General features: G+C 53.8%; 22 protein-coding genes. 14 read left to right on the top strand and 8 right to left on the bottom strand.

Annotated features, from left to right (window positions below; translation table 11 throughout):
* The first annotated feature begins 24 nt into the window (after positions 1–24).
* Together ACLHV8_RS24245 and fimZ are read left to right on the top strand one after the other, a co-directional pair.
* Complete coding sequence (locus tag ACLHV8_RS24245; protein ID WP_208595049.1) at positions 25–753, top strand: helix-turn-helix transcriptional regulator; 729 nt, start codon at positions 25–27, stop codon at positions 751–753.
* 800 nt (positions 754–1,553) lie between these two features.
* Positions 1,554–2,186, top strand: coding sequence for a fimbria biosynthesis transcriptional regulator FimZ (gene fimZ, locus ACLHV8_RS24240; RefSeq protein WP_049007446.1), 633 nt, complete (start codon positions 1,554–1,556; stop codon positions 2,184–2,186).
* 51 nt (positions 2,187–2,237) lie between these two features.
* Here fimZ and sfmF read toward each other — a convergent pair whose 3' ends face one another.
* From sfmF to fimA, 6 genes are all read right to left on the bottom strand, one after another.
* Complete coding sequence (gene sfmF / locus ACLHV8_RS24235; protein WP_208595048.1) at positions 2,238–2,762, bottom strand: fimbria assembly protein; 525 nt, start codon at positions 2,760–2,762, stop codon at positions 2,238–2,240.
* Positions 2,763–2,771: 9 nt separating this feature from the next.
* Positions 2,772–3,776 (bottom strand): type 1 fimbria D-mannose specific adhesin FimH, encoded by a 1,005-nt coding sequence (gene fimH, locus ACLHV8_RS24230; RefSeq protein WP_049007448.1) that lies wholly within the window; start codon positions 3,774–3,776, stop codon positions 2,772–2,774.
* 13 nt (positions 3,777–3,789) lie between these two features.
* Complete coding sequence (locus ACLHV8_RS24225) at positions 3,790–6,354, bottom strand: fimbrial biogenesis usher protein (protein ID WP_208595047.1); 2,565 nt, start codon at positions 6,352–6,354, stop codon at positions 3,790–3,792.
* A gap of 14 nt (positions 6,355–6,368) precedes the next feature.
* Positions 6,369–7,061 carry a type 1 fimbria chaperone FimC gene (fimC, locus tag ACLHV8_RS24220; RefSeq protein ID WP_028018408.1) on the bottom strand — a complete coding sequence of 231 codons (693 nt, stop codon included), beginning with the start codon at positions 7,059–7,061 and terminating at the stop codon, positions 6,369–6,371.
* 34 nt (positions 7,062–7,095) lie between these two features.
* On the bottom strand, positions 7,096–7,641 hold the full coding sequence (gene fimI / locus ACLHV8_RS24215) for a type 1 fimbrial protein subunit FimI (RefSeq protein ID WP_208595046.1): 546 nt from the start codon (positions 7,639–7,641) through the stop codon (positions 7,096–7,098).
* 63 nt (positions 7,642–7,704) lie between these two features.
* A complete protein-coding gene (gene fimA, locus ACLHV8_RS24210; protein ID WP_049007452.1) occupies positions 7,705–8,265 on the bottom strand; it encodes a type 1 fimbrial major subunit FimA in 561 nt (186 codons plus the stop codon).
* A gap of 310 nt (positions 8,266–8,575) precedes the next feature.
* Here fimA and folD point away from each other — a divergent pair, with 310 nt between their 5' ends.
* The 5 genes from folD to ACLHV8_RS24185 all read left to right on the top strand — a co-directional run bounded on the left by folD (position 8,576) and on the right by ACLHV8_RS24185 (position 13,090).
* Entirely contained in the window at positions 8,576–9,442 is an 867-nt protein-coding gene (folD, locus tag ACLHV8_RS24205; RefSeq protein WP_208595045.1) for a bifunctional methylenetetrahydrofolate dehydrogenase/methenyltetrahydrofolate cyclohydrolase FolD, read from the top strand.
* 1 nt (position 9,443) lies between these two features.
* Complete coding sequence (ybcJ, locus tag ACLHV8_RS24200; protein ID WP_023310640.1) at positions 9,444–9,656, top strand: ribosome-associated protein YbcJ; 213 nt, start codon at positions 9,444–9,446, stop codon at positions 9,654–9,656.
* Between the two features lie 233 nt (positions 9,657–9,889).
* The gene (locus tag ACLHV8_RS24195) at positions 9,890–11,389 is read left to right on the top strand and encodes a PTS transporter subunit EIIC (protein WP_208595044.1); all 1,500 of its coding nucleotides are present in this window, start codon (positions 9,890–9,892) and stop codon (positions 11,387–11,389) included.
* An 83-nt stretch (positions 11,390–11,472) separates the two neighbouring features.
* Positions 11,473–12,489 (top strand): Mal regulon transcriptional regulator MalI, encoded by a 1,017-nt coding sequence (malI, locus tag ACLHV8_RS24190; RefSeq protein ID WP_208595043.1) that lies wholly within the window; start codon positions 11,473–11,475, stop codon positions 12,487–12,489.
* Between the two features lie 73 nt (positions 12,490–12,562).
* Positions 12,563–13,090, top strand: a complete 528-nt coding sequence (locus tag ACLHV8_RS24185) for a metal-dependent hydrolase (protein WP_208595042.1) — start codon at positions 12,563–12,565, stop codon at positions 13,088–13,090.
* 89 nt (positions 13,091–13,179) lie between these two features.
* Here the strand turns inward: ACLHV8_RS24185 and cysS are convergent, their stop codons facing one another.
* Positions 13,180–14,565, bottom strand: coding sequence for a cysteine--tRNA ligase (gene cysS, locus ACLHV8_RS24180; protein ID WP_208595041.1), 1,386 nt, complete (start codon positions 14,563–14,565; stop codon positions 13,180–13,182).
* Between the two features lie 175 nt (positions 14,566–14,740).
* Between cysS and ppiB the strand changes: the two genes are divergently transcribed.
* The 7 genes from ppiB (at position 14,741) to mnmH (ending at position 20,432) form a co-directional block, all read left to right on the top strand.
* The gene (gene ppiB / locus ACLHV8_RS24175) at positions 14,741–15,235 is read left to right on the top strand and encodes a peptidylprolyl isomerase B (protein ID WP_028017583.1); all 495 of its coding nucleotides are present in this window, start codon (positions 14,741–14,743) and stop codon (positions 15,233–15,235) included.
* Positions 15,236–15,238: 3 nt separating this feature from the next.
* Entirely contained in the window at positions 15,239–15,961 is a 723-nt protein-coding gene (gene lpxH / locus ACLHV8_RS24170) for a UDP-2,3-diacylglucosamine diphosphatase (RefSeq protein WP_208595040.1), read from the top strand.
* Between the two features lie 161 nt (positions 15,962–16,122).
* A protein-coding gene (locus ACLHV8_RS24165; protein ID WP_121528277.1) for an IS3-like element ISSen4 family transposase occupies positions 16,123–17,243 on the top strand; the annotation gives its coding sequence in 2 pieces (ribosomal slippage) (positions 16,123–16,381 and positions 16,381–17,243; 1,122 coding nt in all).
* A 79-nt stretch (positions 17,244–17,322) separates the two neighbouring features.
* Positions 17,323–17,532: a YdgH/BhsA/McbA-like domain containing protein gene (locus ACLHV8_RS24160; RefSeq protein WP_028017585.1), complete on the top strand. Its 210-nt coding sequence runs from the start codon at positions 17,323–17,325 to the stop codon at positions 17,530–17,532.
* A 171-nt stretch (positions 17,533–17,703) separates the two neighbouring features.
* The gene (purE, locus tag ACLHV8_RS24155) at positions 17,704–18,213 is read left to right on the top strand and encodes a 5-(carboxyamino)imidazole ribonucleotide mutase (protein ID WP_028017586.1); all 510 of its coding nucleotides are present in this window, start codon (positions 17,704–17,706) and stop codon (positions 18,211–18,213) included.
* Entirely contained in the window at positions 18,210–19,277 is a 1,068-nt protein-coding gene (gene purK / locus ACLHV8_RS24150) for a 5-(carboxyamino)imidazole ribonucleotide synthase (RefSeq protein ID WP_208594341.1), read from the top strand. The genes purE and purK overlap by 4 nt, the downstream gene beginning before the upstream one ends.
* Before the next feature lie 84 nt (positions 19,278–19,361).
* Entirely contained in the window at positions 19,362–20,432 is a 1,071-nt protein-coding gene (mnmH, locus tag ACLHV8_RS24145; RefSeq protein WP_208594342.1) for a tRNA 2-selenouridine(34) synthase MnmH, read from the top strand.
* A 125-nt stretch (positions 20,433–20,557) separates the two neighbouring features.
* Here mnmH and ACLHV8_RS24140 read toward each other — a convergent pair whose 3' ends face one another.
* Positions 20,558–21,703, bottom strand: a complete 1,146-nt coding sequence (locus tag ACLHV8_RS24140) for a porin (protein ID WP_208594343.1) — start codon at positions 21,701–21,703, stop codon at positions 20,558–20,560.
* Positions 21,704–21,716: the final 13 nt, after the last annotated feature.

The following is a 21,716-nucleotide window of genomic DNA, read 5'->3' as shown; positions in this document are numbered from 1 at the left end:
AAAGCCATTTCCAGGAGGGAGACCATGCGAATGACAGTGCGCCGTTACAGGCGGCGGCGTACAGGAAGTGATGCATTGGGATTTACGCACTCGCCTTTTGCTCCCCCCTTTTTCGACCGACTCGAATTTTTGAGCCAGTCCATCAGCCAGCCCCGCAAAACAGACGCCCCGTTTATCCTTCTGGTGACGGAGGATCACTTCCTGCGCACCGGTTTTCTCAACGGGCAGTTTCCCCTGAGCAGTTGCTGCGACTACGCCACGCTGGACGACGCCCTTGTCGCTCAGACGCAGTGGCCATCAGCCCGTCTGGTCGTGGATATTGAAAGCCGCTCCACGGGGCTTCTGGAGAAACTGGATCAGTTGAGACGGCATAGCCTGTTTCCTCCTTTCCTTACGCCCTGGCTGTTGGTCCGGGCCGATAATTACGACACCCGCCTCTTCTGCAAAGCGGCAGGTCCCTTTCATGTGCTCGAACGTCAGCTGAACACCACTGCGCTCCAGCACAGCCTGCTGGATACCCGCCCCCCGCAGGGTACCGGGAAAGACTGGTTCTCGCGTAATGAATGGCCCATCCTGCAGGAGCTTTCCCGGGGCAAGACATTACGTCAGATTGCCCATATGCAGAATCGTCCCTATAGCCGCATTATCTATCGTCTTAGCTGCATCCTGCTGAAACTCGGGCTAAGCCATCGCCAGGAATTGCTGCATCTTCTTAATAATCTCTCAGACTGCACGTTTTCACTCACATCCTAACCCCTTATTTCCTAAAGCGGTTTAGGAATTTACTTACCACTTACGTTGCAACAATGTTAATTCTTAACAATAAAATCGAAATTATAACTATTCCTAATTTATGGGCGTGAACCTTGTGAAATACCACAAATTGACGAAACAGCAGAACTTTCCTCCATCCGTTAAGTGAATGCAGAAGGCGTTAATAAGATGATAATGATGTAAAAACAAGCAGCTTGGTGACACCTTCCAGGAGTAAAAAGCGAAGCGGTCAGCATGTTCTCCTGTACAGCAGACACCGTTATCCAGATCAACGTAAGAACTTTCAGATGAAGGTCTGACGGCCTGTGAGGGTAATTTTTAACCTCTCCACAGCGGGTTCGCCCCTTTAAAAAAGGCGTAATTTTGTTAACAATTAATCAACATACAGAGATATCTGTTATTTTTTGTTATTACATAAAGACGAAAATATGCGGTAAATGAGATACCAGGATATTTCCGCTAATTTTAAAAAATTAGCTATTCAGATCCAGAAGATAATACAAACCAACACACGGATATTAATTTACAGGGTTTTCGGAAAAAACTTACCCTGTATAATAAGATGCGTACCAAATCTGAATAAGAAAAACCTTTTTGCGAACACCAGCCAAATGAGATGACCGCGCTGAGGCATAGTTCTTTTCATTACGTAAACAAGGATGCTTTCGCTCTTTCCAGGGAAATACTTCGGTATAGGGATCTGCACATTATATCCTTCCGGCATTTCGTGAGTTTTACAAAACTCTACATAACGCTTTTAACAATCTGAGGCATTAAAAATGAAACCGGCATCCGTTATCATTATGGACGAACACCCTATTGTCAGAATGTCGATAGAAGTCCTGCTACAGAAAAATAAAAACATCACCGTCAAGCTCAAGTCTGGCGACAGCCATGAAGTCCTTGACTGTATCCGTAATCACCCTATTGATATGGTGATCCTTGACATCGAACTCACCAGTACAGATGCTTTCGCTTTACTAAAGAGAATCAGAAACTTAAATAAAAACATTAAGATTCTGTTCCTCTCGTCGAAATCAGAGTTGTTTTACTCAGGCCGTGCCATTCGAGCCGGGGCAAATGGCTTTGTCAGTAAACGAAAAGACCTGGGTGAGATCTACAATGCCGTAGATATGATCCTGATGGGCTATTCTTTTTTCCCGTCGGAAACGCTGAATTTTATAAATCACCAGGGTTCAGGGAAAGGGATCGCAGTGGATATGCCATTATCGAATCGTGAAGTCACGGTATTACGTTATCTGGCGAATGGATTATCCAATAAGGAAATAGCTGAACAGCTACTATTGAGTAACAAAACCATTAGTGCGCACAAATCCAACATTTATTCCAAGCTGGGCGTGCAAAGTATCGTGGAATTAATTGATTACGCCAAAGCGCACGAACTGCTATAACCTGAATTCACTCCCTGCAGCTTATCTGAGCTGCAGGGAGTGCGGTCAGTGCTAATTATAGTTAATCATGAAAGTGGCATCTGCATCAGCCCGTCCGGGCTGAGGGTTATCAGCAGTCGCGATATAATTGGCATAAAACGACAACACCGCATTCCCCTGCGCATCAACCGTGACTGGCTGGCTGGCCTGTTGAAGCGGCAGGCGCGTTTTATCCGCATCCCTGATCTCAACGGCGACATGACTTGCTGTACTGGCGTCATTCAGCGCCAGCAACCCGTTATTGCTTCCGTCGGCTTTACCCGAAAACGTAATAGACGCCGCCCCCGGCGGGCAGTCGGTCAGCTTCAGCGTAAACGGCATAGGCTGCGTGCGGCTCCCGGTGGAGCTGAGCTGTTTAGTCGGCCAGGTGCCTAACGTGACGGTCTTGTCGCTATCGCTCCCCTCTGCTACACAGGTGAAATCGACAATATTTCCGGACATCTGAATGTTAATCTCTCCCAGTGCAGTGGCAGCCTGCACGTTTGCATGAAGCATCACCAGAGCCACTGCGGCGAGATACCCTTTCCCGTTCAGCATCATTTCCCCTTAATCGTAATCCACACGCAGATAACCGCGAGAGGTGAAACGTCCTTCTGCAGGCTTGTTACCCGTGATGCTCACCGGCCAGACCCGGATCCCTACCTGAGCCTGCGCGTTGTCGTCCAGGCGGAACGGAATTTTGCTGTTCAGATTGTTCGGCGTCAAAGGTGTACCGCTCTCGTTTGCCACCACAAAACCCAAATCTGCATTATTGGAAACCAGCGCATTACCTGAAACTTTTTCCGCCTCGATACGCATCGTCAGATAAGCATTGGCTTCCACATTGGTACACTTAATGGCAATGGTTTTGCTTTGCGGCGAGACTTTCTCGGGACGATTACCAGCTCCGGCCTGACTGAACAGCGATGCGCCAATGTCGCCAAAATCAAACTCCACCACCTGCCCTGCGTTTATCGCACAGCTTTGTGGTACCTGGATTGTTCCGCTGTAGCTGATGGTATAGACCGGCGTATTCAATGGGTCAGACGTTGTCGTCGTGACATACACCCTGAACATGGTCTGCTCGGGAATAACCACCATGTTGATAAACCGCCGCGTGACTCTCAGACGAAAAACCAGCTTCGAGTCGGTGACTGGAAATGCCTTGTTGTTCGGTACGTTAGGATGCTGCCCCATCTGGATGTAATTCGCGGGTGGATAGAACGTGCCCGCAAAGTCGTCATGAATCTGCATGGCGCCATCAAGGTAATCGTTAAGTTTTACATACTTGTAGCTATCAATTACCGTCGTGATCGGCAGACTGGTAACGTAACTACGCATCGTGGATTTCCCGCTTGTTCCCTTAGGGCAAATGGCATTCACCCCGACAAGCCCGGTTTTTTGCGCCAGGGTAACAATCTGCCCCGGTTTGTTATTGGAGCTATTAAAGACGTTTGAAAGATCGTAGGAAATATCCTTCGCCACCCCCGTCGAGTTCTGACAAACCGTAGCCCACGCGGGCAATGCGCTGCAAAGCAGCGCAAAACTAACAGCAGTGCGTAAAATGCGCATCTTTGGGTTCCTGTTAACGATCACAGCTGACTCCCGCCATCGTGATAGCCTGGTTCTGACTCTCAGGCGGTAAGCGATAGTGCGCACGGCACTGGGACTGCGCCCCGTCGCCCCACTGGATAAGCAGTTCACCTTCCAGCGGCAGCCCACTCAGATAGATCTGCCCGTCATCCCCCACCATGCTGGTAACGCCACTCTGGGTTTCGCGCACCACAGCACCGAACGGCACGGGCTGGTTACCGCGCATCACCGTCAGCAGGGCACGCACACCAATACGCGTATCAAAGCTGGCGCGAACCAGCGCGCCTTTGGTTGGCACCACGCTGCTCACGTTGTTTTCGATATCGGTGTTGTTGCTCATGGTGTTGGTATCCAGCGCCACGCGGTTGTAGCGATAGACGGTGGCATACGGCATAACCGCGTAGCCTCGCCAGTCGGTTTTCACGCCGGTCTGGTTTTCCACGCTGACGCCCGATGCTCCCGGCGCTTTGATCAGTACGTTGGTGTCGCCCAGTGGCTGACTGAAGGTCACCCCGTCGGCATGACCGACCACGCCCCCGGAGAGCTGCCAGTTGAGATCGTGCTGATCGCGTGAGTAGTTATAACCCGCGGCCAACGTGCCGTAAGTCGCCTGCCAGTTGGCACTGGCGCTACCGCTTGAGCCATTATTGCTGGTGTGTCCCTGGGTCACGCTGTAGTTTAGGTTGCGATCCTCCAGCAGCGTACCGCTGACGCCGGTTTGCCAGCTTGTATCGCCATCGCTGTTTCGGCTGGCGGATGCCGTGGCATAGGCGCGGTCTATCGCGCTGTCACGGCGATATCCCTGACGGGTAAAGAGGCTAAACGGCACGGAGACGTTAAACGACGCGATCCGGTCGGTACCTTCTATCCCGACGGATTTGTTCCACGACCAGGAAACGGAGTAGTTGATCCCCTTCACGCCCCCCGCATACCCCAGCTGATACCAGAGGTTTGTCTCGTCGGTTCCCCAGTAGCTCTGCTCGCTGCCGGAGATATATACCGATCCATAATCCCCCAGCGACTGAGACACATTGAGCTGGAAACGCCCTTTTTTATTCCACGTCAGGTTGTGATAACTCTGCACGTCCGGGACGCTGTTATCATCCTGGTTATCCGCATACTGATAACCTTCCATTGAGCGCCAGGCCACATCGTCCAGGGTGTAAAACCCTTTTGTGGAGTAGCGGTAACCCAGCAGCTGGAAGTTGGTGCCGAAGCCGTTGAGTGATTTCGCATAGAGGAAGCGCAGAGACTGTCCTTCATGTTTGCTGTCGTCCGCGAGCTGGCTGCGGGCGTGAGTAATATCGAGCGAGACCGCGCCCCAGTCACCGAGGTTTTTTCCGGCCCCGATAGCCACCGCGGTATAACGAGATGCCAGTTGGGTACCACCGTACAGCGTGTAACCATTGGCAAGACCGGTAATCAGGGTTCCCTGAGTAAAGAATGGCGTATCCTGATCGCTGTTACCGCTGCGGTAATCCCCGGCAACAAGATCGTACTTCCAGCGCCCTTCACGCTGCAGGAGCGGTACGGTGGAGTACGGCACGGTATAGCGCTGCTGGGTACCGTCTTTCTCTTCGACCGTCACTTCCAGGTCACCGCTTGAGGAGGTCGGGTTGAGATCGGTAATGGCGAACGCGCCGGGCTGGACATAGCTTTGATAAATGACATAGCCGTTCTGACGCACCACAACTTTAGCTGGCGTCCTGGCAATTCCGCGTACGGTTGGGGCATAGCCCTGCAGGCTGTCAGGGTACATGCTGTCAGATGAAAAGAGCCGTCCGCCGCGAAAACCGACGCTGTCGAAGACATCATTACCGGTATTACTGTCACCCAGCACCAGTTCACTTTTAAGCGGAATAACGGTGCGTTGCGCCCAGGTGCCGATATTCTGCCACTCGCTGTGTCGCTGCCCGTTATTCTGCGTGTAACGCCATGCGCCATTGTTACGTAAACGCCAGGCACCATAGTTCAACCCGCTCTGCAGGTTCAGATAATAACTGTCGTCTTCGCTGCCCCGGTTACCGGTGAAACTGTAGTTCAACAGTGCGGCGGGAATGCCTTCATCCCATTGTTCAGGCGGAATGTAGCCACGGGCGCTGTTCTGCAACGCCACCTGCGGCAGGCTGACGTTCAGACGCTGAGAGGCAAAGTTAAATGCCGTCTCACTACCAGGAATGGCCGTGGTCAGCGGAACGCAGGTATCGCCCTGTACATTTGCCAGTTCAGGAAATGCCGCAACATTGACACCAAAGCGATCGAGCATCGCGCGCGTGATGCACGGCGATAAACCGCCCGCCACTGGCGGGGTGTTTTCGGCTTGCTCAAAACGCACGTCCTGGGTGCCGATAAACTCATCGTTACGCCAGATATCCACACGATAAACGCCGGGTGCCTGCTGGTGACCTTGTTCAAAACGCGACAAATCCGCCACGCTGGCGGTATCGTCGGACAAGAAGGCCGGGTTGAAGTAGCTTTCGCTCCAGCCAGACTGCGGCCAGAGCGCGGCCATCAGCGCCAGTGCAACCGGGCAGTAACGTCCCAGATGATTTTTCATCGCCCTGACTCTGCTCACAGGTTGACGCTACGCGCCGGTGTAATGGCACCGTAGTCATTCACGCTCTGCCAGGAGAGCGTGCCGCTCGCACCGGCTGGCAGTACCTGCTGTGCCGAGTTTTTAGGCGCAACCATCAGGTTATCCAGCGTCTTGCCACCCAGCTTCATGTTGACCAGGGTGATGTAATACGGAGACGCGTTGCTGACTTTGAGGTGGTTGCCAGTACGCTCAAAACGCAGCTGGGAGAGCGCCTCTTCCGGCTGCATCGCCAGATTGTTCGGGCGTACAAACAGTTTGATACGCGAAAGGATCGCCAGCTGCAGCACGTTATTGTTTTCCGTTTTCTCCTTGTTCACTGACGGGATCGCTTTCACGTTCATGTAAAAGAGCGATTCGCGGTCGGCGGGCAGCGTCGGTCCGGCGTAAATAATACGCAGCGTGTTTTCGCTGTTTGGCTCACTCACAAACAGGGGCGGTGTGACGGCAAAGGTTTTTTCTTTTTGCCCGTTCGCATTTTCGATCCACGCGTTGATTAAATAGCGTTCTTGTTTGTTGCTGTTAGTGATCGCCAGCGACGTTTGCTTCGCATCTGCCGGATAAATAACGCGCGTGGCCCCCAGCGCAATACCGCCGGAAGCATTCGCGCAAGCAGAAACCATCATCAAAATAAACGATAAAAAAAGTCCTGGTTTAATTCGGGTATTCATCACAACCGTACCTTTAATAATGTGTTCGCAGGTGTTATGGATAAATCAACGTAAACCAGACATCCGACTGAATATTGCCTGGCATGAGATGTTCGGAAATAGCCCGATAGCGGGCGCTAAAATGAAACGCGAGTTCACTGGTATTTACCGGCAACCAGCTGACGGCAGTGGCATTTGGGATAATCTGACGTTGTTGTTCGTCAAAGAGCGCCAGCCCCACACCGCTGCTGACAGGTGTTTCACCTGGCCGCGATGTCGCCAGAAAAACCTGCGGATCTTCTGCGGGTGTGACACCCTGAAACTGGATCCCCACGGTGCGCGAGACATCAACGCTGCAATCCAGTAGCCGCACGGTGAAGGGGACATTCACCGTGGAAAAGCTCCCCACACCGGCAAATGAATTGGTTCGATACTGTCCCATGTCGATGCGCATATTCTGGCTGTCGGGCGCAACGGCGCAGCCGCCGTTCACCAGTTCACCTCTGAGGTGAACTTTGCCACCTTCGATCACCACGGTATGTGCCGATGCCTGGTTAGTCATCGCAAGCGCTAAAAGCAGTAATGCTCCCGTTTTTATCATCCTTCGTTCCTGGCATTAGCGTATGACGGCCTCGTCCCTGAGGCCTGAACATCCTTGTACGAATTATTCGTATTTCATAACGAAGGTGGCGTCAGCGTTTGCCTGGCCTGGCTCGGTGGTCGCAGCCGTTGATTTATAACGTGCGGTGAATTTCAGGGTGTTAGTACCTTCGATCAGGCTCTGTGCAGCAGAGAAGGTTGCACCGTCTGGAGTCAGAACGCTGGATTTGCTGTCAAGGATCTCGATACCCACGCCTTTCGCGGTGTTATCGTTGCTACCGGAAGTCACTGCCAGCAGGGTTTTGTCAGTTGCATCAATCTGACCGGTGAACGCAACGGCGGCGGTTTTCGCTACCAGTGGATCGCAATCGTTCAGTTCAATGTTGAATGGGATATTAGAGGTGGTGTCGCCCACTTTAGTGAATTTCGCGGTACGGTACTGACCGAGATTAACAGTCTGCTCGGAAGAATCAGTATTTACTGAACATGCAGCATTAACCAGTTCACCTTTAAAATGCACAGTACCGCCATTTACGGAAACCGGAGCAGGATCGGCTGCATGAGCGGCACCCGCGACCAGGGCCAGAGTTGCAATAACAGTAGAAGCAATGTTGCTGAGTTTCATGTCTATTCCTTTAAAATGTAAATAACCCTTCCCGCGAATAATCGGGAATAAGAAATACGTTCAATTGTTGAATTGAAAGCTTATTTCGGAGGAGACAAAGTAGCTCAGGAATCATTTTTTAAATATGTCAAAACGCTGCCATTTCTCCAGGTCACATCCTAATCCCGCCTAAGAAATTGACCATCCATCCCGAAGGGTTTTTATGCCCTACTGATGAAAACTCGCAAAGGGTGACTGACAGCGGCGCTCGCTTCTGACAAAATACAGGCAATCCCCCCTTTCAAACGTTACAGACGGAATCTTCTCTCTGATGGCAGCAAAGATTATTGACGGTAAAACGATTGCGCAGCAGGTGCGCTCTGAGGTTGCGGAAAAAGTGAAGGCGCGTAAAGCCGCCGGAAAACGCGCCCCTGGGCTGGCCGTTGTGCTGGTTGGTAGCAACCCGGCATCACAAATTTATGTCGGCAGCAAACGCAAAGCGTGTGAAGAGGTGGGCTTCGTCTCCCGCTCTTACGATTTGCCAGAAACCACCAGCGAAGCAGAACTGCTGGAACTTATTGACACTCTGAATGCCGATAAAGAGATCGACGGTATTCTGGTTCAGTTGCCGCTGCCCGCAGGCATCGACAACGTGAAGGTGCTGGAGCGTATCGCACCGGATAAAGACGTTGACGGTTTCCATCCGTACAACGTTGGCCGCCTGTGCCAGCGTGCACCGCGTCTGCGTCCATGTACGCCACGCGGTATCGTGACGCTGCTGGAGCGTTATAACATTGACACCTACGGTCTGAACGCCGTGGTCATTGGTGCCTCCAACATTGTGGGCCGCCCGATGAGCATGGAACTGCTGCTGGCCGGCTGCACCACTACCGTCACCCACCGTTTCACCAAAAATCTGCGTCACCACGTAGAGAACGCCGATCTGCTGATCGTTGCCGTCGGGAAACCGGGCTTTATTCCAGGTGAATGGATTAAAGAGGGTGCGATTGTCGTGGACGTCGGAATTAACCGTCTGGAAAACGGCACAGTCGTCGGTGACGTAGTGTATGAAGATGCTGCGGCACGTGCCTCTTACATCACCCCAGTACCGGGCGGCGTAGGCCCGATGACGGTTGCCACATTGATTCAGAATACTTTGCAGGCATGCGAAGAGTACCATGATGTAGAGGACGCGTAAGATGGCGACATTTTCATTAGGAAAACACCCACACGTTGAACTGTGCGATCTGCTGAAGCTGGAAGGCTGGAGCGAAAGCGGCGCGCAGGCGAAAATCGTGATCGCCGACGGGCGAGTAAAAGTCGACGGCGTGGTGGAAACGCGCAAGCGCTGCAAGATTGTCGCGGGACAGACCGTGAGCTTTGAAGGACAGAGCGTGACCGTTACGGCCTGAGCCATTTGACGCCCTCACCCCAACCCTCTCCCAGCAGGAGAGGGTTAAAAATCCCCTCACATCCATCACGGTTATTTATCGATCAACTTCAAATAATCACTATTTCCTCTGTTGAATAGTGAAAATTCAGTTGCGCGTTTTTCACACTTTGCCCACGATAAGTAGAACGTTCTACTAAAACGTTCTACTTACAATAACAGCGCTAAAAAAAGCGCTACTCGGGGGAAATCAGCATGAGTCTGATATCAGGGTTTGTTAAATCGCTGTCTAAGTTGTCTATGATTGGTCGCGCCTTGATGCTGCCAATTTCACTGCTTCCCGCTGCGGGCCTGCTGCTGGCCTTCGGCGATAAGTTCCACCTGCCGCTGATGATGAACGCGGGCGGGGTTATTTTTGATAACCTGCCGATGCTGTTCGCCATTGGCTCTGCCGTGGGTCTGGCGTCAGAATCCGGTATCGCTGCGCTGTCTGCGGCGGTATCGGTATTTGTCACGAATATCACCATTAGCACCGTGCTGAGCATCACGCCGGAAATGGCCTCTCAGGGCGGGAAATACGCCATGGTGGTCGGCATCCCGACGTTGCAAATGGGCGTCTTCGGCGGCCTGATCTGCGGTATTCTCGCGGCCTGGTGCTATAACCGCTTCCACACCATGCAGCTCCCGGAGTTCCTGGGCTTCTTCTCCGGTAAGCGCTTCGTGGCAATTGCAACGGCGTTCCTCTCGTTCCTGATGGGGCTGCTGCTGCCCTACATCTGGCAACATATCCAGGCCGGTATCGACGCACTCTCCGTAGTGGTTAACGGCGATAATCAGGCGGCGTCGACCTTTATCTTCGGTCTGGTGGAACGCGCGCTGATCCCGCTCGGACTGCACCACATCTGGTATCCATCCTTCTGGTATTCGTTTGGGGATTACACCACCCAGGCAGGCCAGGTGATCCACGGCGACCAAACCATCTGGTTCAAGATGCTGGAAGAAGGGGTCAAATCCTTCAGCAGCGACACCTACCAGAATGCCGGTAAGTTCATGCAGGGTGAATTCCCGCTGATGCTGTTCGCGCTGCCTGCGGCGTGCCTGGCGATGTATCACGAAGCCCATACGAAGAATAAGAAAATCGCGGCCGGTATTCTGTTCTCTGCGGCGTTGACCTGCTTCCTGACGGGGATCACCGAACCGGTTGAGTTTACCTTTATCTTCGTGGCGCCGATTCTGTACGTCTTTAACGCCATCATGGCGGGCCTGGCTTATATGACCATGTATCTGCTGCATGCGCATATCGCCAAGTCGTTCTCCGCGGGCTTTATCGACTATCTGTCATTCGGGATCCTGCCGTCGTTTAACGGTTACAAAACCAATTTCCTGAACGCCATTATCATCGGCATTCCAATGGGCCTGATTTATTACTTCACGTTCCGCTTTGTGATCCGTCGTTTCGACGTGAAAACGCCGGGCCGCACTGAAGTGACAGCCAATGCGGATGAGAAGTCAGATTCCGAACTCGCGACCGAGATCATCACCCTGCTGGGCGGAGCGCATAACATCAACTCCGTCGGCGCCTGTATCACCCGTCTGCGTCTGGAAGTGGCAAAAAGCGAGGCAGTTGATAAAGACGGCCTGAACGGACTTGGCGCGCGCGGCGTGGTCTTCGTCGGCGACAACGGTATTCAGGTGATTTTCGGTGCCAGAGCACAGTTTATCGCCCAGACCATGTCCACCATGATCGGCAAATAATAAGATGCCTGAACGACACGTCTCCTGTACGCTGGGAGACGTGTTTTATCTGGCTGATAATCGGCAAATTTCAGGGAGCGGTTTTGAAGAAAGTCAGCATTATTGATGTCGCAAAGCACGCGGGCGTTTCGGTCTCAACCGTCTCGCTGGTGTTGCGCCAGAAAGGGAAAATCTCAGAGGCAACGATCGAGAAGGTCAACGCTGCCATCAATACCCTGGGCTATGTTCATAACGTCGCCGCCGCCAACCTTCGCGCCAACACCTCCAATCTTATTGGTCTTATCCTCCGTGACTTCAGCGACAGCTTCTCCATCAAGGTGATGGCGAGCATCGTCCAGGAGCTGGAAAAACAGGGGTATATGGTGTTTCTCGGCCAGCCGCAGAATGACTATGACCATCTGGAACGCTGCCTGCTGTCGTTTAAACAGCAGGGCGTCGCCGGTGTGATTTACCTCGCTTCTGACACCCGGACATCCACCCTGCCGGAACACATTCGTCATTGCCCACTGCCGTTGGTTGCGGTCTCTCAGTCGTTGCTGGAGGAAAAATGCAACCTGGTGATGCGTGATAACCGTCAGGCGGCAAATCTGGCGGTACGTTATCTTATCGAGCGCGGCCATCGCAATATCGCCTACATTGGCGGGCGTGAGGGCTGCCTTATCCGCGAGCAGCGTCTGCTCGGTTTTCGCAGCGCGATGACGCAAAACGGGCTGGTCTGGCGCGATGAATACTCTCCGGCCTGCAGTGATGACACGCTGGCCGCGGGTTTCGCCACCCGCCAACTGCTGGAAAAAAACAACACCTTCACCGCCCTGCTCTGCCACTCGCCTGATGCCATGATCGGCTCTATATCAGCGATTCATCAGGTAGGACGTACGGTGGGTAAAGACGTGTTTCTGACGCAGCAGGTCGCGCTGGTCGGTTTCGAAGATATGCTGCACGTAAACCTCACGTCACCGTCATTGACCTACGTCTCCTCCGCCAGTGAAGAGACGGGGCGTCAGGCTGCCGGGTTGATTATTCGCAAGCTGAAAGAGCCGGACTTGCAAACGCAGCGGATTACGCTTTCCGGGCAGCTTATCGCGCGCGAATCGGCGTAAAATCAGAATTTAGCACAGGTCTGTTAGCGCGAGATTACTGCTATATTTCCATGATTTGCCATGGATAATGTCAATGCCTACCGTTATTACGCACGCTGCTGTTCCGCTTTGCCTGGGCTTAGGCCTGGGAACCAGAGTTATTCCGCCTCGTCTGCTGTTCACCGGAATTGTCCTCGCGATGTTGCCGGACGCCGACGTGCTGGCGTTTAAGTTCGGCGTTGCCTATGGCAATGTTTTCGGCCATCGCGGCTTTACTCACTCCCTGCTGTTTGCCTTTGTGGTGCCGATACTCTGCTTGCTGATCGGTCGACGATGGTTCAGAGCCAGCCTGCCCCGGTGCTGGCTGTTTTTAACCGTGTCATTACTGTCGCACAGCCTGCTGGATTCCATTACCACGGGGGGGAAAGGGGTTGGCTGGCTGTGGCCGTGGTCAGACGAACGCTTCTTTGCGCCATGGCAGGTGATTAAGGTCGCACCGTTCGCGCTGTCACGCTATACCACGCCGTACGGGCATCAGGTGATCATTTCAGAATTGCTGTGGGTGTGGCTGCCGGGAGTAGTGCTGATGGGGATGTTGTGGTGGAGAAGACGTGCGCGCTGATGCCCTCACCCCGACCCTCTCCCACGGGGAGAGGGAGCAAACCTGACCATTCCCTCTCCCTGCGGGAGAGGGTTAGGGTGAGGGGAAGATTACTTACGGCGCCAGGTGGTTCCCTGAGGGCCATCTTCCAGAATGATGCCCATCTCGGTCAGACGGTTACGCGCCGCATCTGCCGCCGCCCAGTCTTTCGCCTGACGCGCTTCCAGACGCGCGTTGATCAACGCTTCAATTTCCGCCACTTCACCGTCGTCCGCCTGCGCACCGCTTTGCAGGAACACGTCCGGCTCCTGCTCCAGCAGGCCGAGAACGGAAGAGAGCTTACGCAGATGGGACGCCAGCGCATTCGCTGCCGCCATATCCTCTGACTTCAGGCGGTTCACTTCGCGCGCCATGTCGAACAGCACGGAGTACGCTTCTGGCGTATTGAAGTCGTCGTTCATCACCTCAATGAAGCGCGCTTCGAACGCTTCGCCGCCCGCAGCAGGAACAGACCTGTCGGTACCGCGCAGCGCGGTGTACAAACGCTCCAGTGCCGAGCGCGCCTGCTTCAGGTTCTCTTCGCTGTAGTTCAGCTGGCTACGGTAGTGACCGGACATCAGGAAGTAACGCACGGTTTCCGCATCGTAATACTTCAGCACGTCACGCACGGTGAAAAAGTTGCCGAGTGATTTAGACATCTTCTCGCGGTCAACCATCACCATCCCGGAGTGCATCCAGTAATTAACGTACTCGCCGCCATGTGCACAGGTAGATTGTGCAATTTCGTTTTCATGGTGCGGGAACATCAGATCCGAGCCGCCGCCGTGAATATCGAAATGGTTGCCCAGCTGTTTGCAGTTCATCGCCGAACATTCAATGTGCCAGCCAGGACGCCCTTCGCCCCACGGAGATGGCCAGCTCGGTTCACCCTCTTTGGACATCTTCCACAGCACGAAGTCCATCGGGTTGTGCTTCACGTCAACGACGTCAACGCGGGCACCGGCCTGAAGCTGATCCAGATCCTGACGGGAAAGCGCGCCGTAGGTTGGGTCCGTCGGCACGGAGAACATCACGTCGCCGTTATCCGCAACGTAGGCATGACCGCGTGCGATCAGCTTTTCGGTGATTTCAATAATTTCGTGAATATGGTGGGTCGCACGTGGCTCGCTGTCCGGGCGCTGAATATTTAATGCATCAAAGTCTTTGTGCATTTCAACGATCATGCGGTCCACCAGCGCCACAAAGCTCTCGCCATTTTCATTAGCGCGTTTAATGATTTTGTCGTCAATGTCGGTGATGTTGCGCACGTACTTCAGGTTGTACCCCAGAAAACGCAGGTAGCGCGAAACAACATCGAAGGCGACAAAGGTACGGCCATGGCCAATATGACAGAGATCGTAAACCGTAATACCACACACGTACATGCCGACTTCCCCGGCATGGATAGGTTTAAATTCCTCTTTTTGGCGCGTCATTGTATTAAAGATTTTTAACATCGAAGATTCCATGTAAACACGTGTGTGGGTTGTTTGTTCCCTATAATACCCATAATTCGGAATAGGATCAGCACACAATGCAAGGTGATCGCGTCCTGTGGTTATGCTATAACAAGCCCCTATATGTGACCCGAACACGGGTTGACGCACCACAATAACGGAACAGGATGCAAAAATGGTTACTTTCCACACTAATCATGGCGATATCGTAATCAAAACCTTTGATGACAAAGCGCCTGAAACAGTTAAAAACTTCCTGGACTACTGCCGCGAAGGTTTCTACAACAACACCATTTTCCACCGCGTGATCAACGGCTTTATGATCCAGGGCGGCGGTTTTGAACCTGGCATGCACCAGAAAGAGACCAAAGAAGCGATCAAAAACGAAGCGAACAACGGTCTGAAAAACACCCGTGGCACGCTGGCGATGGCCCGTACTCAGGCGCCTCACTCTGCTACTGCCCAGTTCTTCATCAATGTGGCCGACAACGACTTCCTGAACTTCTCTGGCGAAAGCCTGCAGGGTTGGGGCTACTGCGTATTCGCAGAAGTGGTTGAAGGTATGGACGTGGTTGATAAGATCAAAGCCGTCTCTACTGGCCGCAGCGGCATGCACCAGGACGTTCCTAAAGAAGACGTAGTGATTACCAGCGTGACCGTCAGCGAGTAATAGGTGGCGACACTCTTTATTGCGGATTTGCATCTGCAAACAGAAGAACCGGCGATCACCGCCGGTTTTCTGCGTTTTTTACGCGGTGAAGCGAAAAGCGCCGACGCGCTGTACATTCTGGGCGACCTGTTCGAAGCCTGGATTGGCGACGACGACCCTAACCCGCTGCACCGGGAAATGGCTGCAGCCATTAATGCGCTGGTGGATTCCGGCGTTCCCTGCTACTTCATCCATGGCAACCGTGATTTCCTGCTCGGCAAGCGCTACGCTCGCGAAAGCGGTATGCAACTGCTGCCGGAAGAACAGGTGCTCGAACTCTATGGCCGAAAGATCCTGATCATGCATGGCGATACGCTCTGCACCGACGATACCGGTTATCAGGCCTTCCGCGCCAAAGTCCACACCCCGTGGATCCAAAAAGTGTTCCTGTCCCTGCCGCTGTTTATCCGCAACCGTATCGCAGCCAGAATGCGCGCGGGCAGTAAAGCCGCCAACAGCAGCAAATCCATGACCATCATGGACGTCAACCCGCAGACAGTGGTCAACGTGATGGAAAAGCATCGCGTCCAGTGGCTGATCCACGGTCATACTCATCGCCCCGATGTACATTCCCTTATCGCCAACGGCGAACCGGCCCACCGCGTCGTACTGGGTGCCTGGCACAGTGAAGGCTCCATGGTCAAAGTCACACCAGAGAGTGTAGAGCTGATCGCTTTTCCGTTTTAACCCCTCAAATATCATTCTATTTTTTTGAATAACATTGGCAAATTGTTCCGATTTTAATCAGCCCATGGTTAGCCTAATATTTATCACATCTGACCTGCTCCCCGTTGATTAGTACACCCCGATGTTAGTAATGTCTTCATAAGCCACATGAGGACATCCCCATGAAGAAGCGTTTTTCCGACGAACAGATCATCAGTATTCTCCGCGAAGCCGAAGCTGGGGTACCCGCCCGTGAACTCTGCCGCAAGCATGCCATTTCCGATGCCACGTTTTACACCTGGCGTAAGAAGTATGGCGGTATGGCGGTGCCTGAAGTTAAGCGCCTGAAGTCGCTTGAGGAAGAGAACGCCAGACTCAAGAAGCTGCTTGCCGAAGCCATGCTGGATAAAGAGGCGCTTCAGGTGGCTCTTGGGCGAAAGTACTGACGACAGACCAGAAGCGGGAAGCCGTGATGTTGATGTGTGATGCGACCGGTCTGTCGCAACGTCGTGCCTGCAGGCTTACAGGTTTATCCCTGTCGACCTGCCGCTATGAGGCTCACCGTCCGGCTGCTGATGCGCATTTATCAGGGCGCATCACTGAGCTGGCACTGGAGCGCAGGCGTTTTGGCTACCGTCGTATTTGGCAGTTGCTGCGCCGTGAAGGGCTTCATGTTAATCATAAGCGCGTGTACCGGCTTTATCACCTCAGTGGCCTGGGCGTAAAACGCAGAAGACGTCGTAAAGGGCTGGCAACAGAACGTCTGCCGCTGCTCCGTCCGGCGGCGCCCAATCTGACCTGGTCGATGGATTTCGTCATGGACGCACTTTCCACCGGTCGCAGGATCAAGTGTCTTACCTGCGTCGATGATTTCACAAAGGAATGCCTGACGGTCACTGTTGCCTTTGGGATTTCAGGCGTTCAGGTCACGCGTATTCTGGACAGCATTGCACTGTTTCGAGGCTATCCGGCGACGATAAGAACTGACCAGGGGCCGGAGTTCACTTGCCGTGCACTGGATCAATGGGCCTTTGAGCATGGTGTTGAGTTGCGCTTAATCCAGCCGGGCAAGCCAACGCAGAACGGATTTATTGAGAGCTTTAACGGACGATTTCGCGATGAATGTTTGAATGAGCACTGGTTCAGCGATATCGTTCATGCCAGGAAAATTATTAATGACTGGCGGCAGGATTATAACGAATGCCGCCCGCACTCCACGCTGAATTATCAGACACCGTCTGAATTTGCAGCGGGCTGGAGAAAGGGTCATTCTGAGAATGAAGATTCCGACGTTACTAACTGAGTGTTGTATCTAATCGTGGGGGCAGGTCACATCAGGGCAACACGCCCTATCCCAGATAAATTACTTCAGGAATACGACCATGAAATCCATCAAAACTTTCGTTGCAGTTGCCGCTCTTTCTATGATCTCTTTTGGTTCTTTCGCTCAGAGCGTCAGCGCGAGTGCTTCTACCCTCGACCGCGCAGAAGCGAAAATCGCCGCTCAGGCTGCTGAACAAGGTGCGTCTTACAAAATCACCAGCGCACAGGTTAACAACCGCGTATACATGACCGCAGAACTGACCAAATAAAGACACCTGATTGATGAAAACAGACCGCCAGATAGCGGTCTGTTTTGTTATGTCCTGGCGGTCACAACGGCTCAAGTTTTAACCGCGCAACCGTTTTCCTTCCCCGTATTACATGCTATTCTCTGTGCCCTCGAAAGCAGTGTGTTTCGCACCACAGGAGTTTTAAGACGCATGTCTTCCCGCAATAATCCGGCGCGTGTCGCCATCGTGATGGGGTCCAAAAGCGACTGGGCTACCATGCAGTTCGCCGCCGAAATCTTTGAAATCCTGAATGTTCCGCACCACGTTGAAGTGGTTTCCGCACACCGTACACCGGACAAACTGTTCAGCTTCGCCGAAGGCGCTGAAGAGAACGGTTATGAGGTGATCATTGCCGGTGCGGGCGGCGCAGCACATCTGCCAGGCATGATTGCCGCTAAAACGCTGGTCCCCGTTCTGGGCGTGCCGGTACAAAGCGCTGCGTTGAGCGGTGTCGATAGCCTCTATTCCATCGTGCAGATGCCGCGGGGTATTCCGGTCGGCACGCTGGCGATTGGTAAAGCGGGTGCTGCAAATGCTGCCCTGCTGGCTGCACAGATCCTGGCGACGCATGATAAAGACTTACATCAGCGTCTGGCTGACTGGCGTAAAGCACAGACCGACGAGGTGCTGGACAATCCGGACCCACGGGGTGCGGCATGAAGCAGGTTTGCGTCCTCGGTAACGGTCAGTTGGGCCGTATGCTGCGCCAGGCGGGTGAACCGCTGGGTATTTCCGTCTGGCCCGTCGGGCTGGATGATGAACCTGAAGCGGTACCGTTCCACCAGAGCGTGATCACCGCCGAGATCGAACGCTGGCCGGAAACGGCGCTGACTCGCGAGCTGGCGCGTCATAACGCCTTTGTTAACCGCGATGTTTTCCCGATTATTGCCGACCGTCTGACGCAAAAGCAGCTGTTCGACAAGCTCGGTCTGCCGACTGCACCGTGGCAGCTCCTGTCGGATAAAAGCGAGTGGAATGATGTTTTCGCGATGCTGGGCGAACTGGCCATCGTGAAGCGCCGCGTGGGCGGTTACGATGGCCGCGGTCAGTGGCGCCTGCGTGCAAATGAAACGGCAGAACTGCCGGATGATTGCTACGGCGAGTGTATCGTTGAGCAGGGCATCAACTTTAGCGGCGAAGTGTCGCTGGTTGGCGCGCGCGGGCACGACGGGCATACCGTCTTTTATCCGCTGACGCATAACCTGCATCAGGACGGCATTCTGCGCACCAGCGTGGCGTTTCCGCAGGCCAGTGCGGAACAACAGGCACAGGCGGAAGACATGCTGTCTGCCATCATGCACGAACTGGGCTACGTCGGCGTAATGGCGATGGAGTGCTTTGTCACCCCGTCAGGTCTGCTGATCAACGAGCTTGCGCCGCGCGTGCACAACAGCGGCCACTGGACGCAAAACGGCGCGTCCATCAGCCAGTTCGAACTGCACCTGCGCGCCATCACTGAGCTGCCTCTGCCGCAGCCGGTGGTGAATAGCCCGTCAGTGATGATCAACCTGATCGGCACCGATCTGAACTACGACTGGCTGAAGCTGCCGCTGGTACACCTGCACTGGTATGACAAAGAGGTTCGCCCGGGTCGTAAGGTCGGTCACCTGAACCTGAACGACAGCGACACGGGCCGTCTGAGCGCCACCCTCGAAGCCATCATCCCTCTTCTGCCGCCGGAATACGCGAGCGGAATTGTCTGGGCACAGTCTAAGATCAAGTAACACACCTGCGCCGGGGAGTTGACCTTCCCCTTCCCCGGCGTACAATCCCCGCCCATTGCTGCTGAGTTTTCTTCTGGAATAACCATGAACGATGGAACGGACTATCGCGCGATCCTCGCGTCCGATACCCCTTTAATCGACGTTCGCGCGCCGATCGAATTTGCACAGGGCGCGATGCCCGCCGCGCTCAACCTGCCTTTAATGAACGACGACGAGCGCGCCGCCGTCGGCACCTGCTATAAGCGGCAGGGCCCCGAGGCCGCGCTGGCGCTCGGCCATAGTCTGGTGAACGGCGCAACGCGTGAGGCACGGATCAACGCCTGGCGGGAGGCCAGCCTTGCCCATCCTGAGGGCTATCTCTGCTGCGCACGCGGCGGCCAGCGTTCGCACATCTCACAGGCATGGCTGAAAGAGGCGGGTGTCGACTACCCGTTGATCCGCGGCGGCTATAAAGCCCTGCGTCAGACGGCGATTCAGGTCACAACCGAGCAGTCACAAAAACCGATGGTACTTATCGGTGGCTGTACCGGCAGCGGTAAAACCCTGCTGGTTAAGCAACATGTCCAGGGCATTGATCTGGAAGGACTGGCTCGCCATCGCGGTTCATCGTTTGGCCGCACGCTCACGCCGCAGCTTTCCCAGGCCAGCTTTGAAAATCACCTTGCGGTTGAGCTATTAAAAAAAGACGCTGCACGCTGGGTGCTGGAAGATGAAGGTCGGATGATTGGTTCCAACCACCTGCCGGAGTGCCTGCGCGACCGTATGGTTGAAGCTCCTATCGTTGTCGTCGACGACCCGTTTGATATCCGTCTTGAGCGCCTGCGAGAAGAGTATTTCGACCATATGTGGGCAGATTTTTCTGCGGCTTACGGTGATGAAGAAGGCTGGAAAGAGTACAGCGAGTACCTGCACCACGGCCTGTTCGCCATTCGCCGCCGTCTGGGGCTGCAGCGGTATGCAGAATTCACCGAGCTGTTAGATTCCGCGCTGCTGGAACAACAACGCTCTGGCAGCACTGATGCGCACTTCCGCTGGCTTGCCCCGTTGCTGAATGATTATTACGACCCGATGTACAGCTATCAGCTTGGAAAGAAAGCGGAGAAGATTGTCTATCGCGGAACGTTCGAAGAAATTGCTGAGTGGCTTGATCGCTGAAAAATAAAGCCGGGTGACGAGGTAAAAGCAAAACGGCAACCAGGGTTGCCGTTTTTAATGTTTGTTCCCTCTCCCTGTGGGAGAGGGTCAGGGTGAGGGCATCAGGCCGCACCCTACAAGATCACTTAGAAGTCGTAACGCAGACGGACCAGGTTCATATCGCCCAGATCGTCGGTGCTGGAGGTGAATACGTGTTCGTAATCAACACGGAAACCATAATCCAGCTGGAAGCTGATACCCACACCGTTGTCGATGCGCTGGTAGTTACGGCCGTTCACGTACTCGATGCGATCGCCCATGAAGTAAGGCTGGATGGATTTAACCGCATACTGATTGATTGGGAATTTATACCCTGCGAAGTATTCAATACCCCACGCGTCGCCCGCAAAGTAGTCGTTAACAGACACTTTTTTGGTGGTCAGGAAGTTCTGGTACCAGCCGCCGCCAAAGGAGAAGGTCCAGTTGTCAGGTTTCCAGCTCAGCGCAGTACCGAGGATGTTCTGATCGTAGGTTTTGCTGTCGCCGTTGTCCGGGTTACGCATGTCGGCGCGGGTGTAGTTCCACGCCGTACCCCAGGTCAGATCTTTAGTCAGGTGATAATCCAGACCCAGTGAACCGCCGCCTTTACGCTTGTAGCGCAGGCCGTTGCCCGGCAGGTATTCGCTGTCTTCAAACAGGTAGGATGCATAAATGTCAGCATCGCCAACGGTTTTCTTATATTTCAGCATGTTGCGTGAACGATAAGAACCGTCGTAGTCACCGTTGATACCGTTACCTGGTGCCTGACCGATCATGTCGTAGTCCCAGATATCGGTTTTCACGCCAACCACATCATAGTAAACGCTGTTCTGCTGACCATAGGTCAGTGTACCCCAGGTGTCGCTCTTCAGACCGGTGTACAACATACGGCGAGTCGTGTTGTTCGCGCCTTCTTTGTAGTGGTTGTCCCAGTCGAACAGCGCAGGAATGTTCACGCCCAGCTCGTAGTAGCTTACCCAACTGATGTCATCAAACAGGTAGTAATCGGCTGCGAAACGGAAACGGGTACCGCCGTCGAAGCCATTACGTTTGTAGGAACCTTTGTCGCCATCGCCCGTCATCATGTTGAACTGAGGACGGATACTGTCGCCCACGGTGAAGTTCAGACGGCTCAGTGGATCGCCCGCCTGAGGATCCTGTTTAAGAACGGTGATTTCCGCCTGAGAAGCGAAGGTAGTCAATGCCACTGCCGCGCCGATCGTAACCGCCAGCGCTGATTTTTTTATAGTCATTATTTTTCCTTAA

Source organism: Enterobacter sp. CPE_E863 (assembly GCF_046521465.1).
Classification (GTDB): domain Bacteria; phylum Pseudomonadota; class Gammaproteobacteria; order Enterobacterales; family Enterobacteriaceae; genus Enterobacter; species Enterobacter adelaidei.
Note: the sequence above shows the minus strand (reverse complement) of the source record. Positions and strands in the feature narration are given on the sequence as shown.

Excerpts from the sequence above, each read along its gene's own strand:
- ACLHV8_RS24245 (WP_208595049.1), top strand. The coding sequence starts at position 25 with ATGCGAATGACAGTGCGCCGTTACAGGCGGCGGCGTACAGGAAGTGAT.
- fimZ (WP_049007446.1), top strand. The coding sequence starts at position 1,554 with ATGAAACCGGCATCCGTTATCATTATGGACGAACACCCTATTGTCAGA.
- sfmF (WP_208595048.1), bottom strand. The coding sequence starts at position 2,762 with ATGCTGAACGGGAAAGGGTATCTCGCCGCAGTGGCTCTGGTGATGCTT.
- fimH (WP_049007448.1), bottom strand. The coding sequence starts at position 3,776 with ATGCGCATTTTACGCACTGCTGTTAGTTTTGCGCTGCTTTGCAGCGCA.
- ACLHV8_RS24225 (WP_208595047.1), bottom strand. The coding sequence starts at position 6,354 with ATGAAAAATCATCTGGGACGTTACTGCCCGGTTGCACTGGCGCTGATG.
- fimC (WP_028018408.1), bottom strand. The coding sequence starts at position 7,061 with ATGAATACCCGAATTAAACCAGGACTTTTTTTATCGTTTATTTTGATG.
- fimI (WP_208595046.1), bottom strand. The coding sequence starts at position 7,641 with ATGATAAAAACGGGAGCATTACTGCTTTTAGCGCTTGCGATGACTAAC.
- fimA (WP_049007452.1), bottom strand. The coding sequence starts at position 8,265 with ATGAAACTCAGCAACATTGCTTCTACTGTTATTGCAACTCTGGCCCTG.
- folD (WP_208595045.1), top strand. The coding sequence starts at position 8,576 with ATGGCAGCAAAGATTATTGACGGTAAAACGATTGCGCAGCAGGTGCGC.
- ybcJ (WP_023310640.1), top strand. The coding sequence starts at position 9,444 with ATGGCGACATTTTCATTAGGAAAACACCCACACGTTGAACTGTGCGAT.
- ACLHV8_RS24195 (WP_208595044.1), top strand. The coding sequence starts at position 9,890 with ATGAGTCTGATATCAGGGTTTGTTAAATCGCTGTCTAAGTTGTCTATG.
- ACLHV8_RS24185 (WP_208595042.1), top strand. The coding sequence starts at position 12,563 with ATGCCTACCGTTATTACGCACGCTGCTGTTCCGCTTTGCCTGGGCTTA.
- cysS (WP_208595041.1), bottom strand. The coding sequence starts at position 14,565 with ATGTTAAAAATCTTTAATACAATGACGCGCCAAAAAGAGGAATTTAAA.
- ppiB (WP_028017583.1), top strand. The coding sequence starts at position 14,741 with ATGGTTACTTTCCACACTAATCATGGCGATATCGTAATCAAAACCTTT.
- ACLHV8_RS24160 (WP_028017585.1), top strand. The coding sequence starts at position 17,323 with ATGAAATCCATCAAAACTTTCGTTGCAGTTGCCGCTCTTTCTATGATC.
- purE (WP_028017586.1), top strand. The coding sequence starts at position 17,704 with ATGTCTTCCCGCAATAATCCGGCGCGTGTCGCCATCGTGATGGGGTCC.
- purK (WP_208594341.1), top strand. The coding sequence starts at position 18,210 with ATGAAGCAGGTTTGCGTCCTCGGTAACGGTCAGTTGGGCCGTATGCTG.
- mnmH (WP_208594342.1), top strand. The coding sequence starts at position 19,362 with ATGAACGATGGAACGGACTATCGCGCGATCCTCGCGTCCGATACCCCT.
- ACLHV8_RS24140 (WP_208594343.1), bottom strand. The coding sequence starts at position 21,703 with ATGACTATAAAAAAATCAGCGCTGGCGGTTACGATCGGCGCGGCAGTG.